25 protein-coding genes and 1 pseudogene are annotated in these 22206 nt (G+C 66.6%); 14 read left to right on the top strand and 12 right to left on the bottom strand.

From position 1 onward, the window contains the following. Window positions 1–63 precede the first annotated feature (63 nt). The 3 genes from OG405_RS11845 to OG405_RS11835 form a co-directional block, all read right to left on the bottom strand. Window positions 64–1077, bottom strand: a complete 1014-nt coding sequence (locus OG405_RS11845) for a hypothetical protein (protein WP_327151679.1) — start codon at window positions 1075–1077, stop codon at window positions 64–66. A gap of 304 nt (window positions 1078–1381) precedes the next feature. Further along, entirely contained in the window at window positions 1382–1924 is a 543-nt protein-coding gene (locus OG405_RS11840) for a hypothetical protein (RefSeq protein WP_327151678.1), read from the bottom strand. Between the two features lie 193 nt (window positions 1925–2117). Continuing rightward, complete coding sequence (locus OG405_RS11835) at window positions 2118–2279, bottom strand: hypothetical protein (RefSeq protein ID WP_327151677.1); 162 nt, start codon at window positions 2277–2279, stop codon at window positions 2118–2120. A 269-nt stretch (window positions 2280–2548) separates the two neighbouring features. Here OG405_RS11835 and OG405_RS11830 point away from each other — a divergent pair, with 269 nt between their 5' ends. The 4 genes from OG405_RS11830 to OG405_RS11815 are packed head-to-tail and all read left to right on the top strand — an operon-like array spanning window position 2549 to window position 4583. Continuing rightward, the gene (locus OG405_RS11830) at window positions 2549–2941 is read left to right on the top strand and encodes a hypothetical protein (protein ID WP_327151676.1); all 393 of its coding nucleotides are present in this window, start codon (window positions 2549–2551) and stop codon (window positions 2939–2941) included. Next, window positions 2931–3719, top strand: a complete 789-nt coding sequence (locus OG405_RS11825; protein ID WP_327151675.1) for a hypothetical protein — start codon at window positions 2931–2933, stop codon at window positions 3717–3719. Before OG405_RS11830 ends, OG405_RS11825 begins: the two co-directional genes overlap by 11 nt. Beyond that, window positions 3716–4186 carry a roadblock/LC7 domain-containing protein gene (locus OG405_RS11820; RefSeq protein ID WP_327151674.1) on the top strand — a complete coding sequence of 157 codons (471 nt, stop codon included), beginning with the start codon at window positions 3716–3718 and terminating at the stop codon, window positions 4184–4186. Before OG405_RS11825 ends, OG405_RS11820 begins: the two co-directional genes overlap by 4 nt. A gap of 25 nt (window positions 4187–4211) precedes the next feature. Next, window positions 4212–4583 (top strand): hypothetical protein, encoded by a 372-nt coding sequence (locus OG405_RS11815; RefSeq protein ID WP_327151673.1) that lies wholly within the window; start codon window positions 4212–4214, stop codon window positions 4581–4583. Between the two features lie 25 nt (window positions 4584–4608). Here OG405_RS11815 and fadD11 read toward each other — a convergent pair whose 3' ends face one another. From fadD11 to OG405_RS11785, 6 genes are all read right to left on the bottom strand, one after another. Beyond that, window positions 4609–6435 (bottom strand): fatty acid--CoA ligase FadD11, encoded by a 1827-nt coding sequence (gene fadD11 / locus OG405_RS11810; RefSeq protein ID WP_327151672.1) that lies wholly within the window; start codon window positions 6433–6435, stop codon window positions 4609–4611. 103 nt (window positions 6436–6538) lie between these two features. After that, a complete protein-coding gene (locus tag OG405_RS11805) occupies window positions 6539–7417 on the bottom strand; it encodes a short-chain dehydrogenase/reductase (RefSeq protein ID WP_327151671.1) in 879 nt (292 codons plus the stop codon). Continuing rightward, window positions 7414–8880 carry a flavin-containing monooxygenase gene (locus OG405_RS11800; RefSeq protein ID WP_327151670.1) on the bottom strand — a complete coding sequence of 489 codons (1467 nt, stop codon included), beginning with the start codon at window positions 8878–8880 and terminating at the stop codon, window positions 7414–7416. The genes OG405_RS11805 and OG405_RS11800 overlap by 4 nt, the downstream gene beginning before the upstream one ends. Next, the gene (locus tag OG405_RS11795; RefSeq protein WP_327151669.1) at window positions 8877–9383 is read right to left on the bottom strand and encodes an SRPBCC family protein; all 507 of its coding nucleotides are present in this window, start codon (window positions 9381–9383) and stop codon (window positions 8877–8879) included. The genes OG405_RS11800 and OG405_RS11795 overlap by 4 nt, the downstream gene beginning before the upstream one ends. 21 nt (window positions 9384–9404) lie before the next feature. Beyond that, window positions 9405–10436 carry a PDR/VanB family oxidoreductase gene (locus tag OG405_RS11790; RefSeq protein WP_442790697.1) on the bottom strand — a complete coding sequence of 344 codons (1032 nt, stop codon included), beginning with the start codon at window positions 10434–10436 and terminating at the stop codon, window positions 9405–9407. Continuing rightward, window positions 10433–11314, bottom strand: a complete 882-nt coding sequence (locus OG405_RS11785; RefSeq protein WP_327151668.1) for a metal-dependent hydrolase — start codon at window positions 11312–11314, stop codon at window positions 10433–10435. Before OG405_RS11785 ends, OG405_RS11790 begins: the two co-directional genes overlap by 4 nt. 97 nt (window positions 11315–11411) lie before the next feature. On the opposite strand from OG405_RS11785, the gene OG405_RS11780 reads away from it, so the two are divergent. The 3 genes and pseudogenes from OG405_RS11780 to OG405_RS11775 all read left to right on the top strand — a co-directional run bounded on the left by OG405_RS11780 (window position 11412) and on the right by OG405_RS11775 (window position 13043). After that, entirely contained in the window at window positions 11412–12023 is a 612-nt protein-coding gene (locus tag OG405_RS11780; protein ID WP_327151667.1) for a TetR/AcrR family transcriptional regulator, read from the top strand. 317 nt (window positions 12024–12340) lie between these two features. Continuing rightward, window positions 12341–12415, top strand: a pseudogene (locus tag OG405_RS29185) (hypothetical protein); the annotation flags it as partial. 46 nt (window positions 12416–12461) lie between these two features. Then, window positions 12462–13043 (top strand): ABC transporter ATP-binding protein, encoded by a 582-nt coding sequence (locus tag OG405_RS11775; protein WP_327151666.1) that lies wholly within the window; start codon window positions 12462–12464, stop codon window positions 13041–13043. A 129-nt stretch (window positions 13044–13172) separates the two neighbouring features. Here the strand turns inward: OG405_RS11775 and OG405_RS11770 are convergent, their stop codons facing one another. After that, window positions 13173–13910, bottom strand: a complete 738-nt coding sequence (locus tag OG405_RS11770; protein WP_327151665.1) for a 3-oxoacyl-ACP reductase family protein — start codon at window positions 13908–13910, stop codon at window positions 13173–13175. Window positions 13911–13965: 55 nt separating this feature from the next. Between OG405_RS11770 and OG405_RS11765 the strand changes: the two genes are divergently transcribed. Further along, window positions 13966–14619: a TetR/AcrR family transcriptional regulator gene (locus OG405_RS11765; protein ID WP_327151664.1), complete on the top strand. Its 654-nt coding sequence runs from the start codon at window positions 13966–13968 to the stop codon at window positions 14617–14619. A gap of 449 nt (window positions 14620–15068) precedes the next feature. Here the strand turns inward: OG405_RS11765 and OG405_RS11755 are convergent, their stop codons facing one another. Further along, entirely contained in the window at window positions 15069–15608 is a 540-nt protein-coding gene (locus OG405_RS11755; RefSeq protein WP_327151663.1) for a hypothetical protein, read from the bottom strand. A gap of 492 nt (window positions 15609–16100) precedes the next feature. Here OG405_RS11755 and OG405_RS11750 point away from each other — a divergent pair, with 492 nt between their 5' ends. The 3 genes from OG405_RS11750 (at window position 16101) to OG405_RS11740 (ending at window position 17342) form a co-directional block, all read left to right on the top strand. Then, on the top strand, window positions 16101–16664 hold the full coding sequence (locus OG405_RS11750; protein WP_327151662.1) for a gluconokinase: 564 nt from the start codon (window positions 16101–16103) through the stop codon (window positions 16662–16664). Window positions 16665–16787: 123 nt separating this feature from the next. Beyond that, window positions 16788–17078 (top strand): hypothetical protein, encoded by a 291-nt coding sequence (locus OG405_RS11745; RefSeq protein WP_327151661.1) that lies wholly within the window; start codon window positions 16788–16790, stop codon window positions 17076–17078. A 9-nt stretch (window positions 17079–17087) separates the two neighbouring features. Further along, complete coding sequence (locus OG405_RS11740) at window positions 17088–17342, top strand: hypothetical protein (protein ID WP_327151660.1); 255 nt, start codon at window positions 17088–17090, stop codon at window positions 17340–17342. Between the two features lie 85 nt (window positions 17343–17427). Here OG405_RS11740 and OG405_RS11735 read toward each other — a convergent pair whose 3' ends face one another. Then, window positions 17428–18615, bottom strand: coding sequence for a lipase family protein (locus tag OG405_RS11735; protein ID WP_442790696.1), 1188 nt, complete (start codon window positions 18613–18615; stop codon window positions 17428–17430). 955 nt (window positions 18616–19570) lie between these two features. On the opposite strand from OG405_RS11735, the gene OG405_RS11730 reads away from it, so the two are divergent. The 3 genes from OG405_RS11730 (at window position 19571) to OG405_RS11720 (ending at window position 22196) form a co-directional block, all read left to right on the top strand. Beyond that, window positions 19571–19894 (top strand): hypothetical protein, encoded by a 324-nt coding sequence (locus tag OG405_RS11730; protein ID WP_327151659.1) that lies wholly within the window; start codon window positions 19571–19573, stop codon window positions 19892–19894. Between the two features lie 185 nt (window positions 19895–20079). Continuing rightward, window positions 20080–21612: a hypothetical protein gene (locus OG405_RS11725; RefSeq protein ID WP_327151658.1), complete on the top strand. Its 1533-nt coding sequence runs from the start codon at window positions 20080–20082 to the stop codon at window positions 21610–21612. A 62-nt stretch (window positions 21613–21674) separates the two neighbouring features. Further along, window positions 21675–22196, top strand: coding sequence for a YbaB/EbfC family nucleoid-associated protein (locus OG405_RS11720; RefSeq protein WP_327151657.1), 522 nt, complete (start codon window positions 21675–21677; stop codon window positions 22194–22196). The last annotated feature ends 10 nt before the right edge of the window (window positions 22197–22206 follow it).

Here is a 22206-nt window from a genome sequence, read left to right as displayed (position 1 = left end):
GCTCCGATCTGTGCCGCTCCGACATGGGTCCAGCCCTTCGACCTCGCCAGAACACCCCGACTGTCACGCGTCCACCCGGCCGGTGCCCGTGGCCTTGCGAAGTCGCCACACCCGGGTCACGGACCAGGCGACGACGACCAGGAATACCGCCAGCCCCCACCAGACGTGTGCCTTGGTGACATTGAGGCCGAGGCCCGCTGCTCCGGCTGTCCGGCCGCCGTCGTGCCCGGTGACCACGGCGGCGCAGACCACCGCGATGAATCCGAGGACGAAAAGCCCCGCGACAGAGCGGAACGCCATCGTCGCCCGAGTTCGTTGCCGGCTCGGTGGCAGGCGGCCGAGCCGGTAGCCGACGAGCACAGCAATGGGGAGCTGCATCAACCACACCAGCGTGCGGAACCATCCCTCATACCAGACGTTGGTGCCGTAGAGCAGCGTATGCCAGACGCTCAGGGCGTAGACGACAATGATCGAAGCGTGCAGAGCCCGCCAGACGGCGGGGCGCAGCCAGCGGCGGGAATAAAAGGCCAGGCCCAGCGGTATGGCCAGATAGAGCGCCAGCAACCCGACGAAAATGGCGACTCTACCCGTCCCACTGGGATAGGCCGAGGGGACAAAGGCGTCGACGAATGCGCGCCACACCGATTCGGTGGTCCCCGTGGTAGCGGAGTAGTCCCGGACGAATTCGGCGAACAGCCAGGCGGCATGGACGAACATCAACCCGATGGTCGTCAAACTCGTGGCGCGATGCCATTTCTCGATACTGTGCTGCGGGACCGGTAACCACCTCGGGTTGCGACTGCTGCGCAGCAAACCGAGAACGACAGTGATCCATGCCCAGAGCAGCCCCGTCCAGCCGAAGGCCTGGCACATCCAGTACATCCAGTACCGTCCGGGGTCTGCCAAATCGGGCATAACGGCAATGGTCGGCGAGGTACCGTCGGCGACGCGGTAATAAAGCCATCCGAACACCGTGAAGGTGACAAGCAGGGCGATGGTGGCGTCGATGCGAGCGGTGCGCAGATCCGCGCGAAGTTCGCGCGTATCGAATTTCGTGCGTGTTCTGACAGTAGTCATCGATGACTTTGTTCCTCGGGTCGAACCCCGGGCGTTCGACAAAGGCCCGGGACCGGTGAGTCGCAAGCGGGCTCGGCTCACCGTATGGGCGAAGGCGTCACAGCCACCTCGGTGGACGTACGCGATGACGGCACGATGCGGTCCCGGACAACGCGGGAAGCGCGCGTTCGTGCGCGGACGGCCACCCATCACAATTCCCGACCGGGAAACGGCAGGTTCACGCCGCGCAGAGCGGCCGCATCGAATCACTGATCACGATCCAAAGGCCGGTTGCCCCGGAGACAGATTCAGCGAAAGGTAAGACCTATCCGCACCTCGGTGGCGCTCGCGTTCCGCCATATGCTGTCCGCAAGCCACGAGCACGGGCACCGGTCCAGGAGTAGGCCGGGACCAGGACCCACGGTCTGGTTGCTTCCCCACGGCGCGGCATCAACCAGCCGGCCAGGCGTTCGACGACGAACCCGAAAGCCGCCTGCACCGACCGCTCGGCGCTCAGCAGTAACACGGCGGCCGCCAGAGCAGCCGCGAGATGACCGGCCGACATGGCAGGTGACGGCAACAACCCAGCCCCCGCACTGTGGCCGTGCCCCACGGTCAGCACGATATGCCCGAGCGTCTGGCCCGCGATGAGGAGACCGGCCACCGTCCCCGCGCGGGGCTCACGCACATGCCGGTCTGTCACTACCACACCGGGCAGCACGCAGGCGGCGGCCAGCGACAACAGCATGCTCGCCGACAGGTCCACCGGACCACCACCGAGACCGTGCCCAGCCAGGCCGGCTGCGCCGGAGAACAACCCGATGAACGCGCCACGCAGCCGAGCGAGCAGCCGGAGACGCGCATTCACGACATGACCATACCGCTGCGAAAACCGGTCGTAGCGGCTGGTGTCGTGGGCTGGCAACTGCCGCCCTGAACAGGCGGCGGTACAGCAGGAGTGGCGGCGGGAACGGGCAGATGCACCACGTCGTCGCCGCCTGGAGCCGCTGTGTTCCAGAGTTCCTCCGCTGGTGGGCCACTGAGGGAATCCCCGGCGGGCGTCACCAGTACCACCGATCCGAGGCCAACCGGCCCAGCGCCAGCGCTCCCGGCGAGAAATCCGCTGCGGCGGTGCGGATCAAGACGAACGCCGACGCCCACAGCGCGACGGTGACGGCGGCGGCGAGTAACGCTCGTCCTCGTCCGGGAGACAGGTCGGTCATATACCGGACATAGTCATCCCGCGGGCGGAGGATCCAGATGGTTTCCAGTTGCGTGCGCAAAATTGAGAAAACAGTGCTGCCGCCCTCGGGTCGATGCGTAGACTTCCAACTGCCTTGCGATACTGCGTATCTCGTGCGTAACGCGCTTCGGGTTCCAGCCGAGGCGAGCCGAGTACGCGAGTGAGTCATGCGTTCAGTCGGCAGCGAACGCCATCTGTGTGTAATGTTTCCAGGAATCTGAAACACGCATGAAACAGGGCAGGGGCGCAGTGAGCGGAATCGATGGATGTCTGGAACGGATCATGGACATCCCCGGTGCGCGCAGCGTGACATTGGTGGACGGGGCGAGTGGTCTGGCGGTGGCCGGGGCGGGGCGGCACGAGCTGGTCGATCAGCACGAGGACGCGGCGACGACCACCGATGTGGTGCGCGCGGTACTCGGCTGTCCGGCGCTGACCACCGGTGACGCCGGTGACGATGTGAACGAGATAATCGTCTGCGGACCGGGGGGATACCACCTGCTCAACCTGGTGGACGGTGATTTCGACGGGCGCTTGTTCGTCCACGTCCTGTTCGACGAGGACTCCGGCAATCTCGCGATGGCCCGGTTCCGGTTGCGCGATATTCTCGCGGATCTGGCCGAGGACGGTCATGCGCGTTGAGCTCGCGGACGAATTGCAGCGGCTCGAAGACGAAGGGCGGACCGGCGTCCTGCATGTAGGGGACGGGGAGTTCCATCTCGCCGACGGGACGATCGCCTCGGCGACTTGTTCCCGCACCACCGGGCTCGACCGGTTGGTGGTCGAGGCCGGAGTGGCCAGCGCCGAGGACTGGCAGCGGGCGGGTACGGGTGATCCGGGGCCGATGCTCGGACGGCCGCTACTGGAAACCCTGGCGCTGCTCTCGGTTTTCGACGCGGCCTATTTTCTGCTGGCCACACCGGTGGTTCCGGAGTTCCGGCCGGCGCCCGCGCACTGGCTCTCGGCGGTCTGCCATATCCGGCCGCGGGCGCTGGTTCGTGAATGCGCGCGCCGCGGGGACCCGAGGTCGGGACCGTGGCCCGCGGAACTGGTCGACCGGGCCGCGGTGGTCCCGGTGCGCCGCGTCCGGCGGCGCCGGGTGGTGCTCACCGGCGGTCAGGCCGAGATACTGGCCGCCGCCGACAACCGGCGCAGTGTCACCGGAATCGCCCGCGACCTGGGCCGCACAGCGTACGGCTGTTTGGAGGCGGTACGGGACCTCACGGTGGCCGGACTGATCGAACCACCAGTGGGCGCACCGGCTTCCGAGCTCGAGCCGCCGGACGCCGGGCCCGTGGCGGATCCGCCGTTGCGGCGCCGGATCCGGCACGCCACACCGGTCCCCGAGGGGGACGAATGGGAACCGGTGGACCACGAACTGCTCACCCGCCTTCGCGCGGCTCTGGAGGACCTCGCGTGACGGCGCGCAAGAATCTGCTCGGTGAATTGATGGGAAGGCTTACCAAGGTGCCGATGTCCGTACCCGAACCGAACGCCGTGGTGACGGCGGAACTTCGGGCGCTGCGGGAACGCGTGCCCCGGTTGATCGGGGCGCTGGTGGCGTCCAGCGACGGCCTGCTGGTGACCCACGACCTACCCGCGCAGATCGAACCGACCGGCATGGCCGCGCTGGCGGCGGCGCAGCTGTCGCTATCGCACCGGCTTGCCGAAACCGCGCACGGCGGGGGTTTCCACGAGGTCGTGGTGGACGGGAGCGGTGGGCATGTGGTGATCTACGCGGCCGGTTGGGCATCGCTGACCGTGCTCGCGGCCCCCGAAGTGAATATCGGCCGCCTGCACCTGGAGTCCCGTCCGGTGGCACGCCGGATCGCCGAACATCTCTCCGCCGTGGCGAGGGAGCCCGGAAGCAACGGAAGAAATCAGTAATCAGTAATTCTCGAGAGGAACGACATTGTCCGATATGGATTTGGCACTCAAGGACATGATGTCGATCGACGGCGCCCTCGGGGCTGCCGTCGTCGACTACAACAGCGGTATGGCACTGGGGATGCTCGGTAGCTCGAAGGCGCTGGACCTGAACGTGGCGGCGGCCGGAAACACCGAGGTGGTGCGAGCGAAGCTGCGGACCATCGAACAGTTGGGTCTGCAGGAGGACATCGAGGACGTCCTCATCTCGCTCAGCAGCCAGTATCACCTCATCCGGCCTATGACAGGGCGCAAATCGAGGGGGCTGTTCCTGTATCTCGCGCTCGACCGCGCGCGGGCGAACCTGGCATTGGCCCGGCACCGGCTGCGCGGGATCGAGGAGGAGCTCGAGGTCTGAGCCGGGCTCGCGCCGCGCTTCGGTATCAGGTTGCGGGGACGGGGCGGGATTCGCCGGCGGGTTCGTGGATATCGGCTGCCGGGGGTTCGCGATAGAGGTCGGCGATCCGGGACGCGTACTTCTCGCCGACGACTTTTCGCTTGAGTTTCATGGTGAGCGTGACCTCGTCGCCGCCGGCTTCCCAGAAAGCCGGGAGGACGAGAAAGCGTTTGACCTGCTCCACCCGGGACAACCGCGCGTTGCCGGCGGCCACTCCGGCCCGGATCGCGGTGATCACCGACGGTTCGGCGGCCAGGGCGGCGGCCGAATCGTCGGTCAGTCCGTGCTGTTTCGCGTAGGGGCCGGCGGTTTCGGCGTCGAGGACGATCAACGCGGTGTTGTAGGGACGGCCGTCGCCGATCACCGACATGGCCCCGATCAGCGGGGTGGCGGCTTTGATCGTGTTCTCGATATGCGTCGGTGACATATTCTTGCCGGAGGCATTGATGATGATTTCCTTCTTGCGGTCGACGACCCTGAGGTAGCCCTCGTCGTCGACCGTGACGATATCGCCGGTGTGCAGCCAGCCGTCGGTATCGATGGCCTCGCCGGTCTTCTCCGGCTGACCGCGGTAGCTCTTCATCACCAGCGGACCCCGCACGAGCAGTTCACCGTCGGGCGCGTTGCGGTATTCCATACCGGGCAGCAGCTTTCCGACGGTGCCCAGCCGCACCTCGTCCGGTGGGCTGACACTGCAGATGCACGACAGTTCGGACATACCCCAGATCTCGGTGATCGGGACGCCGAGTCCGGCGAAGAATCCCAGGGTCGCCGGTGGGATAGGGGCGGCGCCCGACAACGCCCAGCGCATCCGGTCGAAACCCAGTGCCGCCCGCAGGCTCCGCAGGACCAGTTCGTCGGCCCGCTGCCATTCGGCGGCGAGATCGGCCGGTAGCGGTGTCCCGGTCAACTCGTGTTCTCCGCGTGCCGCCGCCACCGACAGAGCCCATCGCAGGGCCGCACGCCGGTCGTGGTCGGGTTCGGCGGCGACCTTGTATTCGATGGCGGCGCGCAACTTCTCCCAGACGCGTGGCACCGCGCCCCACAGGGTCGGTCGCAGATCCGCCAGCGCCGGTGCGATCAGTTTCGGATCGGATACGCAGGTCACCTGGACACCGAGCACTTCCTGTACGTACAGGGCGGTGAGCCGGTCGGCGATATGGGCGCTGGGCATGAACGAGGTGATGGTGTCACCGAATTCGATGCCCAGTACATCGGCGATCCCGTAGACCTGGAACAGCAGGTTGGCGTGCGTGGTCTCCACACCCTTGGGACTACCGGTGGTACCGGAGGTGTAGATCAAGGTGGCCACATCCTCGCCGCGTACCGCGCGCCAGGCGGCGTCGAAATCGAAATCGGCGCGGCCCGCGGCGACCACATCGGCGACCGAGAGGGTTCCCGCCACGGTGTCGTCGAGACAGACGATGTGATCGAGTACGACTCCGCAGGACCGCAACCGCGCGACGTACTGCGGTTCACAGATGACCACCCGGGCCCCGGCATTTCCGAGCACATGGTTCAGCTGGTCGGCGGGCAAGGTGTTGTAGACCGAGAACGAGGTCGCGCCGAGATGCTGCGCGGCCACCTCGAGCGGGTAGAACTCGACCCGGTTGCCCATCATCAGTGCGACGGTGTCGCCGCGGCGTACGCCCAATCCAGCCAGACCGGCGGCGAATTCGCGGACCTGTGCGGCGTATTCGGACCAAGTCAGTGTGTGCGTGTCACCGGGCGTGCGCAGCGCGATCGCGGCGGGGTCGAGGGCGGCGATGTGCTGGAACGCGGCGGGCAGCGTATCGAAGCGAGTGGTGCTCACAGTGAGCCTTTCCGGATCGGACCCGCGGCGGCGGTATCGAGGACCGAGGAACAATACGAAGCCCGCGGGAGACGGTGAACCGTTGCGCGCGTCGGTGAGTGGATCATCGGCGCCGCTCGATCGCGCGAACCAGTTCGTGCACCGTCGAATCGGCGGCGAGTCGCCGATCCAGCACGATGTTGATCGCGCCGCGCAACAACGCGTAGGGCTGCCAGCCGCTCGGAGCGATGGTCCGCGCCGCCCGGCGCCCGATCCCGTCGGCGATGGTTCGTGCGGCGTGTTCGGCGCTGATGCGCACGTTCAACGGCCACGGCAGCAGATCGTTGATCCTGCGCCCCAGATCGTCGGCGTCGAGCACATCGTGGGTCATCGAGGTCTCCACGACACCGAAATAGGCGATCCCGGCGGTGGCGCCGGAGCCGCCTAACTCCACCCGCAGTGCCCGGCCCAGCTGTTCGACCGCGGCCTTGCTGACCATATAGGGCGATCCACCCATACCCGGTGCGAACGCCGCGCAGGACGAGACGAGGACGACGTGACCCCGGGACTCTACGATATGGTCCAGCGCCGGATGGACGGTATTGAACACCCCGGTCAGATTGACGCTCATGACACGGTCGAAATCGGCCGGATCCATCGTCCGGATCGTCGCGGGAACCGGGGTGACCCCGGCATTGGCCACCACCACATCCAAGTGGCCGAACCGCTCGACGACCTCTGCGATCACCTCGTCCATCCGGGCGCGGTCGGCGACATCTCCGCCGACTCCGTATGCGCCCGAACCCAGCACCCGGGCGGTGCGCTGGGCGGCCGCCTCGTCGATATCGACCACGACGACCTGGGCGCCGCGCCGGTGCAGGAGAGTGACGAGCTCGAGTCCGATTCCCTGCCCGGCGCCGGTGACCAGTGCCGTCTTGCCCTTCACGTCGTAGGTGGCGGAGGGGAAGATCCAGCCCAGCGGGTCGGGTAATGCCGGTTTCATCGGGTCACCTCGTAGGAATCGGCATCGAATTGCCTGGTGCGGCGGCGGTATTCGAAACTCCAGTTGGGGTAGAGACCCGCATTGCCACCGTCGGGAGTGGTGTAGTAGCTCTGGCAGCCGCCCGTCAGCCAGACCGTATCGGCGCTGCGCCGAGTCATCTCGTCGACGAACGCATCCTGGGTCGCCTGTCGCACTTCCACTCGCCGGTCACCGCGACTGCGCAGGGTCCGCAGGGCGTCGACGATATAGCTGATCTGCGATTCGAGCATGTAGATGGCCGATTGATTGCCCGCGGCGCCGAACGGGCCGAGGGTGCAGAAGAAGTTCGGGAACCCCGCCATCGCGGCACCCAGGTAGGTCTGCGGCCGGTGGTGGTAGTGGTCGGCGATCGACAGATCGTCGAGGCCGATGATCCGTTCGAAGGCGGACGGGATGGTGGTGAACCCGGTGCCGTAGATGATGGTGTCGACGGGTATCTCGACACCGGCGCGGGTGAGGACGGAGCGGGCCCGCACCTCGGCGATCCCGTCGGTGATCACCTCGACGTTGTCTTTGTCCAGCGCGGGCAGGTAGGCGTCGGAGAAGATCGCGCGTTTACAGCCGATGATGTAGTCGGGGGTGGCCTTACGACGCAGGTGGGGATCGCGGATCTGGCGCCGCAGCTGCAACCGGCCGAGTATCTCGTACGGGTGACGGAAACGGTTGTCGACGAAACCGACCAGGCCGAATCCCTCGATCAGGGTGTACCAGGTGCCACGGATCGCTTTCTGTGCCAGCGGTAACCGCCGCAGCAGGGTGCGTTCGAGGCTCAGAGTGGGGCGGTCCATCCGCGGCACGATCCACGGCGCGGACCGCTGGAACACTGTCAGCGCGGCTACCTGCGGCTGGATCTCGGGGACGAATTGCACCGCGGAGGCACCGGTCCCGACGACCGCGACCCGCTCTCCGGTCAGATCGTGGTCGTGGTCCCAGTGCAGTGAATGGAACGCGGTGCCCTCGAAAGTGTCGAGTCCCGGGAGGTCGGGGTACTTGGCCTCGGCGAAGATTCCGGCGGCCGAGATGAAGAAATCGGCAGTCAGCGACCCGCGCGAGGTCGCGATCCGCCATACCCGTCGGTCCTCGTCCCAACGAGCTTCGGTGAGTTCGGTGCCCAGCCGGATATGGCGCAAGACATCGTATTCGGTGGCGACGCGGCGCAGATACTCCAGGATCTCGCGCTGTTTGCCGTACGTACGCGACCAATCCGGGTTCGGCGCGAACGAATAGCTGTAGAGCTGGGACGGAACATCGCAGGCGCAGCCGGGATAGGTATTGGCCTGCCAGGTGCCGCCGAGATCGTCGGCGCGCTCGAGGACGACCAGATCGTCGAAACCGGCTTGGCGCAACTTGATCGCCAGTCCGATGCCGCCGAAACCGGCGCCGAGAACGACGATGCTGTGATGTTCGGATGCGGTGGCGCTCATCGTGTCCCCACTGTCTGGGTACGGACCCGGCGGCTCGTGCCACCCGCGATGGTCTTGGTGACAAATCGGTTGATCGGGCCGGCCGCCGCCAGCGGAAGTCGCAGCGCCGCGGTGCCCTCGAGTGCGAAGGTCCAGATGATCCGGGCGCCGGTGCCGAGCGGGAGCAGTGTGATGTCCTCGGCGAACCGTTTGAGTCCGGGGACCGACGCGGCGTCCACGGTGAAGGTCATCCGTGAACCCTCGTCCCAGCGGTAGAAGCGTTCCTCGAGCCGGAGGAGGCCGCCTAGCGTGACGTCACGGGTGGTGCCGATACCGAACGGCCGCGGCGAGGTCCAGGTCGCCGCCGTGATCACCGGCGACCAGGACACCAGCGCGTCCGGCGCGACCAGGGTGTCCCAGACCTGAGGCACCGACGCCGGGATATCGACGATATGGGTGTAGCGGTGGGGAGCGGTGTCGAGGAAGGCGTCGTCGGAGGGAGAGAGAGGGAAGCGTGCGCTCATGGGGCTGAGAGCCTTTCGCAATCAGAGATCGAGTACCAGCGGGCCGCCGGCCGACCGGGAGACACAGGTGAGCATGTGACCGGCGCGTTCGCCGTCGCTCAAAAGACGGTCGCGATGATCGACCGAACCGGCCGAGACGCCGGCCTTGCAGGTACCGCAGAATCCTTGGCGGCAGGAGTAGACGACATCCGGCTGCACCCGGCGGATGGCCTCGAGAGTAGTTTCGGCGGCCCCGACACGGACGTGACGCCCGGACCGGGCGAGTGTGAGATCGAACGCGTGCCCGTCGCGGACCGGTGCTGCGGAGAAGCGTTCGGTGTGCAGCGATCCGGTCGGGTTCAGTGCGAACAGGCACCGCTGGGCTGCTTCCAGAACCGGAGGCGGCCCGCATACGTACACCGACGCACCGGGTGCCGCGGTGGCCAGCAGCGCCGGGATATCAGGTGGGCCGGCTTCGTCGTCGGGACGGATATCGGAGCCGCTGGGAAGTTCGCGCAGGAAAGGCATAGTTTCGCGGGACCGGCCGAGATACACCAGACGCCCGCGGCTCCCGGCCGCATGCGCCATCGGCAGGATCGGGGTGATTCCGATTCCGGCGGCGACGAAGAGGTACGACGGCGCGGAATCGACGAAGGTGAAGGCATTGCGCGGGCCGCGGATCCGCAGGGCGGCGTCGGGCCGCAGTTCGTGCACCTCGACGGATCCACCACCACCGTCCGCGATCCGGCGGGCCGCGATGCGGTAGTGGTAGCGGTCGGCGGGGTCGCCGCACAGTGAGTACTGGCGTTGTCGGCCGGACGGCAGGAAGACATCGATATGGGAACCGGGCCGCCACGACGGTAGCTGCCGGCCGTCGGGCCGGGTCAGGGTCAGCGAGACCACATCCTGCGCCTCGGCGGTGATCTCGCCGACGACCACGTCGAGATCGAATCCACTGCGGCGCAGTGGATTCGGCGGAGACAGTGCGGGATTGGTGAAGACCTTCTTGTACGCGTCCACCGCGAGGCCGAGCATGCGCAGGCCGGGCGTAACGGTGCGGCGTGCGGTGGTCATGATCGCGCCGCGGGGGAGTGCGCCAGATATCGCAGCGCGTTGTCCATCGACCCCAGCTGCGAGGGGTGGAAGCTCGGCCGCAGATAGCGCGGCAACTCGGTGAAGAAGGTGGTGAAGCTGGGGATTACCCCGCGCAGGGTGGCGCTGACGAATTGCTGTCCCCAGAACCGCCCTTTTGCCGGGCTGGGATCTTTGCGGTAGAGGTACGCGGTGGAGACCACGAACAGTGGTAGCAGCAGTCCGCCGGCGAGCAGGCCGGTGCGTACCCGCCGCGCGTAACCACCGTCCATATGCATATACGCGTCGAAGACCACGCTGCGGTGCTCGACCTCCTCGGCGCCGTGCCACCGCACCAGGTCGAGCATGGTCGGGTGCATGCCCAGCTCTTCGAGGACTTCCGATTCGAGGAGCCACTCACCGATGACGGCGGTGAAGTGTTCCATGCCCGCGAACAGCCCGAGCCGTTCCTTGAGCCATTCCTCTTCGGCGCGACCGGTCAGTCCGTGTTCGCCCAGGACCCGGTCGACGAGCCAGCCGATCTTCTCGACGTAGGAGTCGACGTCGAGCCCGATCGACTGCAGATGTTTGCGGGCGCCCTCGTGGCTGCTGGCGTGCATCGACTCCTGGCCGATGAACCCGGTCACCTCTTCGCGCAGGCGCTCGTCGTCGATCGCGGGTAACGCTTCGGCCAGGCACGCGGCCATGGCGCGTTCGCCTTCCGGTAGTACCAGGTGCATCACATTGGTCACATGGGTTGCGAGCACCTCTCCGGGGATGTAATGCATGGGGACCGTCGAGAAATCGAAGTTCACATCGCGTGCGTGGATCGCGTGGGCTTCGTCCCGGTAGGTGCGCGTCGTGCCACTGTCGTCGGACATACCCAAACCGTACAATGCAACATTATCCCTTGCAATGTTGTCGCAACAAAATCTTTGAGATTGTTGCACAAATGCTGATCGCTGCTAGCGTGGACCTGTGTCCGCCCCTACTTCTACCTCGCAAGACCGGTCCACCGTCGACGGAATCGAGGCTCGCATCCTCGACGCGGCCCGGACGCAGTTCGAGCTGTTCGGCGTGAAGAAGACGACCATCGGTGACGTCGCCAAACAAGCCGACGTCGATCGCGGCACAATCTATCGGCGCATCGGATCCCGCGACGATCTCGTCCGTGCGGTGAGCGCGCGTGAGGTAGGTCGACTGCTCGCCGAACTCGAGGGTATCCCTTCGCGGCATACGGATATCGACGCCATCGTCGCCGACATCTTCGTCACGGTGATCACCCGCTGGCGCAACCACGGGTTGATCAACCGGGTGCTGGCCCTCGAGCCGGGCCGGTTGCTGCCCCAGGTCACCACCGAAGGTGGGGCCTTCTTCACCGCGGCCGTCGCCACGACCACCGCCATCCTGGCCGAGGCGATGCGGCAACGGGGGCTACCCGCCATACCCGACCTCACGCCCCGGGTCGAGATCGCCAGTCGGGTGGTCCACTCGCTGATACTGCAACCCGTGGGCACGCTGAACCTCGAATCCGAGGCGCAGCTCACCGGCTTCGCGCGGTCTTATATCGTGCCACTGATACTCGGCTGAAGCCGCTGCGCTCGGGCTTGCCCCAGCGCTTGTGGCCTGCGGCTACATGTACTGGTCGAACGGTACCCATCCCGCGGGCCGGCGCTTACCCGAGGCCGGCCGCGACCGGGGCTTCGACGCCGGTTGCCTGACCGAACTGGCCCGACTCGCGGAGTCCGCGAAGGTCGCCGAAGAGCACTACGACGAGTATCTGCCGTGGCTGAAATCCGAACTCGGCACCATCGAACCGAAGGCAGTCGAACTCGCGCTGCGGCAGGAAGACGATATCTACCTTCGAAGTACGCGGTCTGGGCAAGGAATTCCCGACCGATCCGCCGGTGCGGGCGCTCGACGGAATCGACCTGTCCATCGGCGAGGGCGAATTCGTCGTCCTGCTCGGTCCCAGCGGATGTGGGAAGAGTGCCCTGCTCGACATCCTGTCGGGGCTACAGGACCGAGGTGCTGTTCGAAGGCGCACCGGTCGCCGGGGCGAACCGGCGCGTCGGCGTGGTGTTCCAGGACGCCTCGCTGTATCCGTGGCGGACCGTGGCTCGCAATGTGGAGATCGGGCTGGAGTTCCGCGGTGTTCCCCGGGCCGAACGGCGCGCGGCCGCCGCGGAATACCTGGCCCAGGTCTGGCTGGCGGGATTCGAACGCAAGTATCCACATCAGCTCTCCGGCGGAATGCGGCAGCGGGCCGGAATCGCGCGGACCCTGGCCACCGAACCGGCGGTCCTGCTGATGGACGAACCGTTCGGCGCCGTCGACCACCTCACCCGGATCCAGTTGCAGCGGGATCTGCTGGCGCTGTGGGAGAGTCGGCGCCGGACGGTCGTTTTCGTCACCCATGATGTGGGGGAGGCGGTGTACCTGGCCGACCGGGTCATCCTGCTGTCACCGCGGCCGGGCCGGGTGTATCGGGAGTTCTCGATCGATGTCCCCCGGCCGCGCCGTAAGGGGGATATCGAACTGCTCGCGTTGGAGAGCGAGATCTATCGGGCACTCGGCCGGATAGAGGAACAGGTGGACGCCGGATTGTGAAGGCGGTCCGGTGTCCCGAAGCCCGCTCCCGGTGGTTCGCCCGGCACGAGTGGCGATCATCGGTCCGGTCGAGCGAATTCGGCCGGGCGGCGGCTCGGGCCCGGAACGATTTCCTGCCTCCATCGAGGCCTATGCGTTGGCTCCGCCGTCCACGGTGAGCGTGCTACCGGTTACGAAGTTTCCGCCCTCGCCGGCGAGATAGGCGACTGCGGAGGCGATCTCGGTCGCCGTCGCGTATCGGCCGAGGGCGGTGGCCGCGCGCTGAGCGTCGGCGGGCGGGCTGTCGGCGGGATTCATCTCGGTATCGGTCGAACCCGGTTGCACTACGTTCACCGTGACTCCGCGTGGGCCCAGATCGCGAGCCAGGCCCTTGGTGAAGCCGATCAGCGCCGCCTTGCTCATCGAGTAGAGGCTCAGCCCCGGCTGAGTCGCCCGTTCGGCGAGGTTGCTACCGATACTGATGATCCGCCCGCCCTCGCCCAGATGCGGGCTCGCGGCGCGCGCTGCGGCGAACGGGGCGCGGACGTGCAGATTCATGGTCTCGTCGAACTGCTCCATGGTGAGCTCGTCGATGGTGCCGTAGGGAAAGATGCCCGCGTTGTTCACCAGGATGTCCAGCCGCCCGAATTCGGCCACTGTCCGGTCCACCGCGGCGGGGACGGCCTCCTGGTCCGCGGCCGGAGCGTGCACGGCGACCGCGCGCCGGCCGGTCTCGCGGATTCGGGAGACCACCTCTTCGGCTCGTTCTGCCGAGGCGTTGTAGGTCAGCGCGATATCCGCACCGTCGGCGGCGAGCCGCTCCGCTATCGCGGCCCCGATACCCCGGCTTCCGCCCGTAATCAGCGCAACTTTTCCTTCGATACCCATTCCATCTCCTATTATTTGTGCAGCGAACGTTGCATAAATAGGTACCGTGGATAGCATGGGGATGTCAACAGCGCAGAGTGGAGGTGTGATGCCGGGACCGGGCCGCCCGCGTGGCTTCGATCGGGACGCCGCGTTGCGCGCCGCCATGTACCTGTTCTGGGAGCACGGGTACGAGGGCGTGTCGATCAGCGATCTCACCGCGGCGATGGGTATCGGTCCACGCAGCCTCTACACCGCGTTCGGTTCGAAGGAGGAGCTGTTCCGCGAATCCGTCGCACTCTACGGAAACGCGACACCGCGGCCGATGGACCGGCAGCCCACCGCCAGGGGAGCAGTCGAGGCGATGCTGCGCGAACGGGTGGAGGCCAACCTCGATCCGGAAACGCCGCTCGGATGCATGGTGGTACTCGCGGCGACCAACGTCACCCCGGACAACGCACACGTCCGGGAACTGCTGACGGAGTTGCGGGCCGCCGATCGCGCGGACCTGCTCGCCCGGCTCGAACGCGGTATCGCCGACGGCGATCTGGCGGCCGGTGCCGACCTCGAAGCCGTCGCCTCGTTCTATCTCACCGTCCTGCACGGTCTGGCGATCCGCATCCGCGACGGGTGCTCGCGCGCGGACGCGCAGCGGGTCGTCGACAATGCGATGCATGCCTGGGACAGTGTCGCCGCTCCCGATCCGGCGCGATCTATCGTGGACCGGTGAGTATCGGTGACCGGCCACAGCGCGAGATCTGCGGCGCGCGGAGTTGCGTGAGTTCCTGCGTAGCCGGCGTGAAAACCTGACCCCTGCCGCGGTGGGGCTGCCCGAAGCAGGTCGCCGGACGCCCGGGTTGCGGCGGGAAGAGGTCGCGGTGCCGACCGGGCTCAATCCGCCGCAACGGCAGGCCGCCCCCCGGGTCCCGGTCTCGCGCTCAACTCCTCGTGGTCCACGAGAACTACTTCGAGATCGGCCGCCCGGGCGGCGTCGGCTTCAGCAGCGCAATGATCGTCCGCGGCCCGGGGCGCAGCACATCGGTGGGAACCAGCATGATCACCGCGGAATTGTGTCTGATTTCCGAGCGGAGCACGAAGGGATTACCGGGTGCCGGCGCCGGCCGGCGTCTCGCGACCTCGACCGCCCCTCGGCTGCGCTCCGGCCCGGCCGCGCTGGGCCTATCGGCTCGCGTACACGACGAGGAGATCGCGCATGGCGCGGATTTCCCGATTGGCTTCGTTCAATGCTGTACGCAGCCGGTGGTTCTCGTCCAGCAGGTCGTCGATTCCGTGGACGGAATCGACGGCGGCTTCCGCGGGCCGGACCCGAACCAATTCTGCCGTTGGTTCAGCGGTGGTCTCCGGCGCCGGCTCGGTGGGCTCGGCGACCAGGGTGTCGGTGACGGAACCGTCCACCGCGTCACCGAGGGTGATCGCCTCGGTGATTTCCGGTGTGGGAGCGGAATTACCGGACGCTTTGCCTGCGGCGCGGACGCGACGCCGGGGCTTCGGGGGTTCCGTCGCGTCGTCGGCGGGCGGGATGGTTTCGGGGAGCCCGGCGGCCCGTACCCAATTGGCGAGCGTATTCGTGGCGGGGAGGCCGCCTTCGCCTTCCGAGACCTGGGTGCACGCCGCGTTGAGCGACTTACCCTGGGTGATGAGTTTCTTCACCCGATTGACAAGTTTGGTCTGTTCTCTTTTCGCGTAACGCACTGCCATTCGATTTCCTCCTGAATTCCGGGCGTACGCCCGGAATTGAACCATTGTCCAGACGCTCTGTCCTGGTCGGGTCCGGTAGGCGGGGCTCGGAATTCGGCAATCGCACCGGACCGATGAGACGAATAGTCCGGTGTGTCAATGGGTTCCGGCTTTTCGAGATATCGCCGAGGTAGAGCTCCCGGAGTGGCAGGCCGGTTGCCGACTGCGGCCCGACCGGAACCGGGGCACGAAGGAAACGAGCTCAACCGCGTAACTGGGGCGGAAGCGGCGGTCGGTGCCGGAGGCCGGATCCGGCGGAGCTGTGGACGCGGTGGCGCGATGAGCATTCGGCTGGTGAACCTCGGTGATACCGGCGACCCGCCCGGTTGCTTGTCTGCCCGGCCGGGCAGCACCACGGACGTGGCGAGTACTGTTCGCCCGGTCGCGTGACCCGCGGCCACCGCAGGTGTCTCCGGTGTGGTCGCGCCGGCCCGCCGAGATCGACAGGAGTCGATGAGAGTCGTGGGAACGGCGGATATCGAGGCGCGTTCCGGCATCCCGAGCGTCGTGGTGATGGGTGTGTCGGGTACCGGTAAGACCACCACGGCCCGGCTGCTTGCCCGGCGTCTCGGGGTGCCCTTCGCCGACGCCGACGATCTGCACTCCCGGGCCGATATCACCAAGATGACCTCGGGCGTCCCACTTGACGACGGAGACCGGGAGCCGTGGCTTGCCGCGGTCGGCGACTGGCTGCGGGCTCGCGTCGGCGAGGGCACCGGTGGTGTCATAGCCTGTTCGGCGCTCAAACGCCGCTACCGCGACCTGCTGCGCGACCGAGCGCCGAGCACCTACTTCCTGTTGCTGACCGCGGATCGCGATGAGCTGCTGGAGCGGATCTCGGGCCGGGAGCAGCATTTCATGCCGGCCGCACTGCTGGATTCCCAGCTGGCCGCCCTCGAACCGCTGCAACCGGGGGAACTAGGAGTCGCGCTGCACGGCAGCCGCGACGCCGACCACGCGGTGGATTCGGCGTTGCGGTCGCTGCGGGACAGCGCCGCTACGCACCGCCGCGAATGATCGATACCGTTCCGGCCGTGACAGTCGCCGCTCGCGCGGCCATAATGGCTACGGACCGGTTCGACCGCGAATTCCACCCGTACCGAGCGACGGCGCTTTCGAGGATCATTCCAGGGAGGACCGATGGTTCAGGTTGTTCCATTGAACTGGGTTGGCTCATTCTGTAATTTCGGGGGTCCGCTGGCACCGGGGGAGACGGACCGCTGGTGGGCAGCCGGCGGCGAATGGGGCCGGGAGAACCGGCTCTACCTCTTCTCCGCTTTCTGCGACAACGGCAGCGAGATAGCCGTCCGGAACATTGCCCATTATCGGGGCGGACACGACGAGACGCATTTCGAAATACACAACAGTGGTGCGGGAGAACCCGTCTACTACTACTTCTATATAGCCTGGTCCGATCCGATAACCGTATGAGGGGGCCCCGTGCGCGTGCAGATCGAATACGACCAGGACGGCCGGATCACGGCGATATCGGGCGTGGTCAGCGTCGAACACCCCGACGGTGATCTGGGCCGCTCGGCTCGATTCGTTCGGCCGGGGCATTTCATTCTCGACCTGGACACCGAAGTGATGGCCGATACGACGGATATGGCGGGGTTGCGCCGGCTCGCGACGGAGTACTCGATCGCCGGTCATCCCGACCATCCACGACTGGTGGGGCGTGACGCGGACGAATGAACCAGGTGGGGCAGGTCCCGGGTACCGCCGCGGCCCGCCCGGTGAACTCACCGAACGGGCCGCGCGTTACCGGTAGCGTCGCTGCTCAGCAGTCGCGGGCCATCGGTTCACCGCGGAACCTGGCTTCCACGAAATTCCAGGCATCGGCGAAACCCGCCGCTGCGGCGGTCATATGTTCGGCGATGTCGTACGTGGTGAGTTTCACCGGTGCACCCGCACGGCAGGTGCGATCGGCGAATTCCGCGATACCGCCGTACGGCGTGAGAGTGTCGTAACGACCGTGCCACAGGTAGGTCGGTACGGTCGGCGCACCGTCGAAGTGACGCAGGCTGTTCTCCCGCAGGACCTGACGGGCCTCGGGGCTGTCCATCAGGCTCTTGGATGCGGCCATCTGCTCAGCGCTGCGGAAAGCGCCGTGGAAGAGCAGGAACCGCCGGCACGCGTCATGGGTGAACTCCCGGAACCACAGACCGTTCTCGTTGAGCTGATCCGAGATCGGCAATCGGTCCGGATACTCCCGCTCCAAGCCCATGGCCGCGGCGAAGGCGAGGCCGAAACCCGGGTGCGGTGCGAAACCGAGCCCCAGTGCCATCTCCTCCAGATCCGCCGGAATACCGCCCGCGGCGACCCCGGCGATCTTCAGTTCGGGCGCATAGGTGGGATGCAGCGCCGCAGCCCAGCCGGTGGCCAGACCGCCTCCGGAGTAGCCGGCCAGGGCGACGGGGGAGTCCGCGAGGCCGAGTTCGGCGATCCGCTGCACGGCGCGGACACTGTCGAGGGTGACCATGCCGCTCAGCCGGCCGGCGGCATAGGCGACGTTCGGACCGAGGTAGTCGGGTACCGAGACGGCCCAGCCGCGCCCGATCGGCAGCATCGCCCCGACCGCGTCCTGTAGTTCGCCGTTGAACAGCGATCGCGACGGATTGCACCGGGTGCCGAGCGAGTTGATGAGTGCCTGATAGGAGACCAGCGGCGGACTTTTCACACCGGCGGGCATCAGCACCGTGGTCATACCCATGATCGGTTCATCGAGCGAATTGGTCGACCGGAAGGCTACCTGCCAGCCTTCGGTGCCCACGTACACGCCGGTATCGATCTTTCGGGTGCGCACCACATCGCCGGGGCGTAGTGCGGCGAGGTCGGGGGGTGCGGTGTAGAAGGGGTCCGGATCCGGTTGCGGATAGAGCGGTTCGGCGGTGGCGCCGCCGCCGAGGACTCCGACCGATAGGAGGGTCAGCAGCAGGACCAGGAGGCGGGTGGAAACTCTGGACACATTCTTCTTTCGGACAGCAGGAATCGACGGGCGCGGCCCGGCATTTGTGATGCTGTGGCGGCCGCCGCCGTGTGGGGTGCGCGGTGGTGATAGTGAACGGCTCCGGTCATTACCACACAGGTGAACCACGGCGACTCCCGCCCGGGGGCGGATCATCGCTCGAACGAACTGTCTGCGTTGGCTTGTGACCGCGACGGAGTTCAGCTCGACGAGCAACCTTACGACGCGCGCGCGCGGCCGGGGTGATCTTGGTGGAAGGGACCGGAGATTCTGCCCGAATTCATAATGATCGACCGGTACCGCTGGAGCGATCACAGCCCGTGGATCCTTGATTCTCCTCGTATGTCATGAGTGGGTGTCGGGCCGTGAACGGCAGGACACGCCCGGGGATGGAAGGAGAAACGTGACCCTGCGCGGCATGCGGAGCGATGGGTTTTCGGACTGGTACGTGTCGCGTAAGACGCTCAGGAAGGATGCCGCCTCGGGCAGGTCCGTCGAACCGATGCGGTGCAATGCTGTACCGGGTGTCGGAGAATTCATGGCCACCGCGCTGGAGAGGTTCGTAAGGCAGCGGGAGTAACGGTTTCGTCCCGCTGTGGACGCCTGGAGCGTCGAGCTGCCGGCGGACAATACCCTTGGTGGTCCCGGTGCGTCGCCGTTACGGGCCGCACCACAGCAGACCCGTCCCCGAACGCAGAGTTCCGATCGAGGCCTCGCTGTCGGCCACGACGGTGGAGGAAGGCGTCGTCGTCGAAGCCAGGTGCGGTCGACGGTGGACCGGAGGCAGAACGCCGGGGTTGGGACTGCCGATGCTCCGGCAGTGGACGGCTGTTCGAATGGACGCTACGTTCGGTCACGAGTCGTCGGCCCCGAATTCCCAGAGATGGGAACAAAGGGGTGTGATGTCGTGAAAAAATCGCACCGAGCAAGCCACCGGGAAAGATGAGGATCCACTGTGTCGAGGAATTTCGAGGCCGATCCCGACGGTCTCCGCCACGCGGCCGATCTACTGGCCGAACTCCGCGATAATTTCGCCGACATTTCCGCAAAGGCGACCAAGACGATGGGTCATATGGCCAAGGCCTGTGGTGACGACAATTTCGGTCACGAGTTCATGGACGGGAAGGACGGCTTCCGTGCCAAGTGCAAGGCGGCCCTCTCGAATGTCGACGTGCTATCGGAATCGTTCGACCAGTACGCCGGTGGTAGCCGCGACGGGGCCGCGGCTATCGACGAAGCCGAAAAGGTTTCCGGCGAGAATATTCGGCGAGTGGTCTGACCTCTCGTGAGTACAAGTCACTCGGTCGCGACAGCATCGGCAGGGGAGACGTTCCGGCTGTTCGGGGAGGCTTACCGGCACTCCGCTCCGGCATCTCGGGGGCTTCCCGCTCTTGGGAGAGGTCGGCGCGCGGGGTTGTGCAAGTATAGCCGGGTAGACGTGATGACGATCGGCGGAAGCGGACTGTGAGCGACCAGAAAAACGGAAACCCGGACGACGCCAACGAGAAGGACGAGGCGCCCGATGTAGGTTTCAGTCTCCCGGATGCTCCGGACGCCGCCGATGGTACCGCCGAACCCGAACGTGCGGCCGAGCCGACCGAGGAGATCGCTGCCGACAGTCGGGATCGGGTGCTGGCGCGGCAGCTCGCCGACGCGCTCGGGAAAGCCGGCCCCGCCGGCTGGCTGCAGTTGGACGCGGTGTTCGTGCTGACTACGACCACCGGGGTCGCCGAGGTCGTTTATTCCGACGGTGAGCGTTCGATGCGGACCGAACCGGCTGCGGCGGTGCTGGAACAGGCGCGAGAGCATCGGGCGCTGGTCGCGGAGCTGGATGGTGAGCCGTGGTGGCGCCTGCTGGTGCGTTTGAGCTCCGCCGGCGAGTTCGAGGTCGACTACGACTTCGGTGACGAGCCGTTCCCGGAAGGGCAGCTGTTCGATCCGGAGGCCTATCGCGCCGACCTGACGGAATACCCCCGTGAAACTCTGCCGGTGTGGCTGGCGGCCTACATCGGTCACGGCAACCGTCAGACGCGGACGCCGCAGGAGGCCGCGGTCGCAGCCCGGGCGGACAAGGCCGCGAAGGTGTGGCCGATATTGGCGGAGAACGAGTTCCCGGATTTCCCGGAAATGTGGGCGCGGTGGGCGTGCATCTCGGCGGCATTCGTGGCGGCTCGCTCCGACTGGGGGCCCCGGGTGTTGCCGTCGATGGGCTGGTTCGAGAGTTCGCGGCGCGGCGGCGCCACGCTGTACTCGCTGCCGAACGGCCGGGCGGTGCTGTCCGGCGGTGTGTGGGAGTCCCCGAATCTGGACGCTGCCTACAACGACGGCGCCTCGATGCCCAAGTTCTTCGCGGGTGCCCCGGATTGGGTTGCCAACCCGGTGCTGAACCCGCGAGCGGCGACCGGATTGATGTCGTTCACCTACTGGTGGGAGGGCGGTCGCTGGTACCGGGGTGAGTCCCCGACGGCAGAGGAATGCGCCACGGCAGTGCCCGGGGTGTGGACCGCGAACACCGTGGTGGGCATCGTCGCGGGTCTGGCTGCCCAGCCGCCGAGCGCAGAACAGCGTTCCGCTGCAGCAGCTCTGGTGTCTGCGGCCGAGGTCGGTGTGGTTACCAGGGAGACTGTGGTAAACCTCTTCGCCGAAGGCCGGTTCGATGTCGACGGTGCGATGTACCAGTTGGCATTGGCCGGTGTTGTCGCGTCGCTGCCACAACAGATGCCGGAGGAGGAAGCCATCTTCCGGGTGCGCGCCTATATCGACGGCCGTGGTCTGGACACCACCGGATATCCGTTGGACCAGCTCGCCGCCGACCGGTTCAGCTGCGGTTGGATGGTGTACGTGCCGGTGCCGCGAGGCGAGATCGCGATCGGCCGGGCCATCTTCTACATCGCCGACGACGGCGTGCTGGAGCATTCGTCCTCGTCGATCGCCCCGACGACCTTCGTGAAGAGTTTCGAGCAGCGCTTCCAGGAACGGCAAGGGGCGCAGGCGTGACATCGCTGTTGAACGGGACCGGGCATCCGTCCGGCCATGGCATCCGGTGGACGGTCTGATCCATGTCGTCCCAATACTCCGACGCGGCCGCGTCGGCGCTGGAGAGTTTCCAAAAGCAGATGAAACTGGTCGCGCAGCTGCAACAGCAGCGTGCCCGGTTGACCGCCACCGCATCGGTGCGGGACAAGAAGGTCACCGTTACCGTGAACGCCAACAGCGCGGTCATCGAGACTGTGTTCGCCGATGATATCGACGAATTGAGCTACGACGAGATCGCCGCCGCGGTCACCGAAGCCGCACAGAAGGCAGCTGAAGAGGTCACCCGCCGAGCCCACGAGTTGGCTGAACCCTTGATGGCCGCGCGGGCCGATCGGCCCAAACTATCGGATGTCCTCGAGGGCATACCCGAATTCCAGATGCCGCCGGAGCCGGAAGTATCAACTGCCGCACCTGGTTCGGTCGAGCGTTCGGCCATCGAAACAGCGGCCGAGGAGGCGGCGATGACGTTCTCCGACGTCGAATATGTCGACCACCGTCGCGATTCCCCCGGCCGGGCACCCGAGGTCTCCGATTCCAGTTGGTGACCTTGCGATG

Source organism: Nocardia sp. NBC_01329 (assembly GCF_035956715.1).
In the GTDB taxonomy this organism is placed as follows: Bacteria; Actinomycetota; Actinomycetes; order Mycobacteriales; family Mycobacteriaceae; genus Nocardia.
This window is presented reverse-complemented; position numbering and strand designations above follow the sequence as displayed.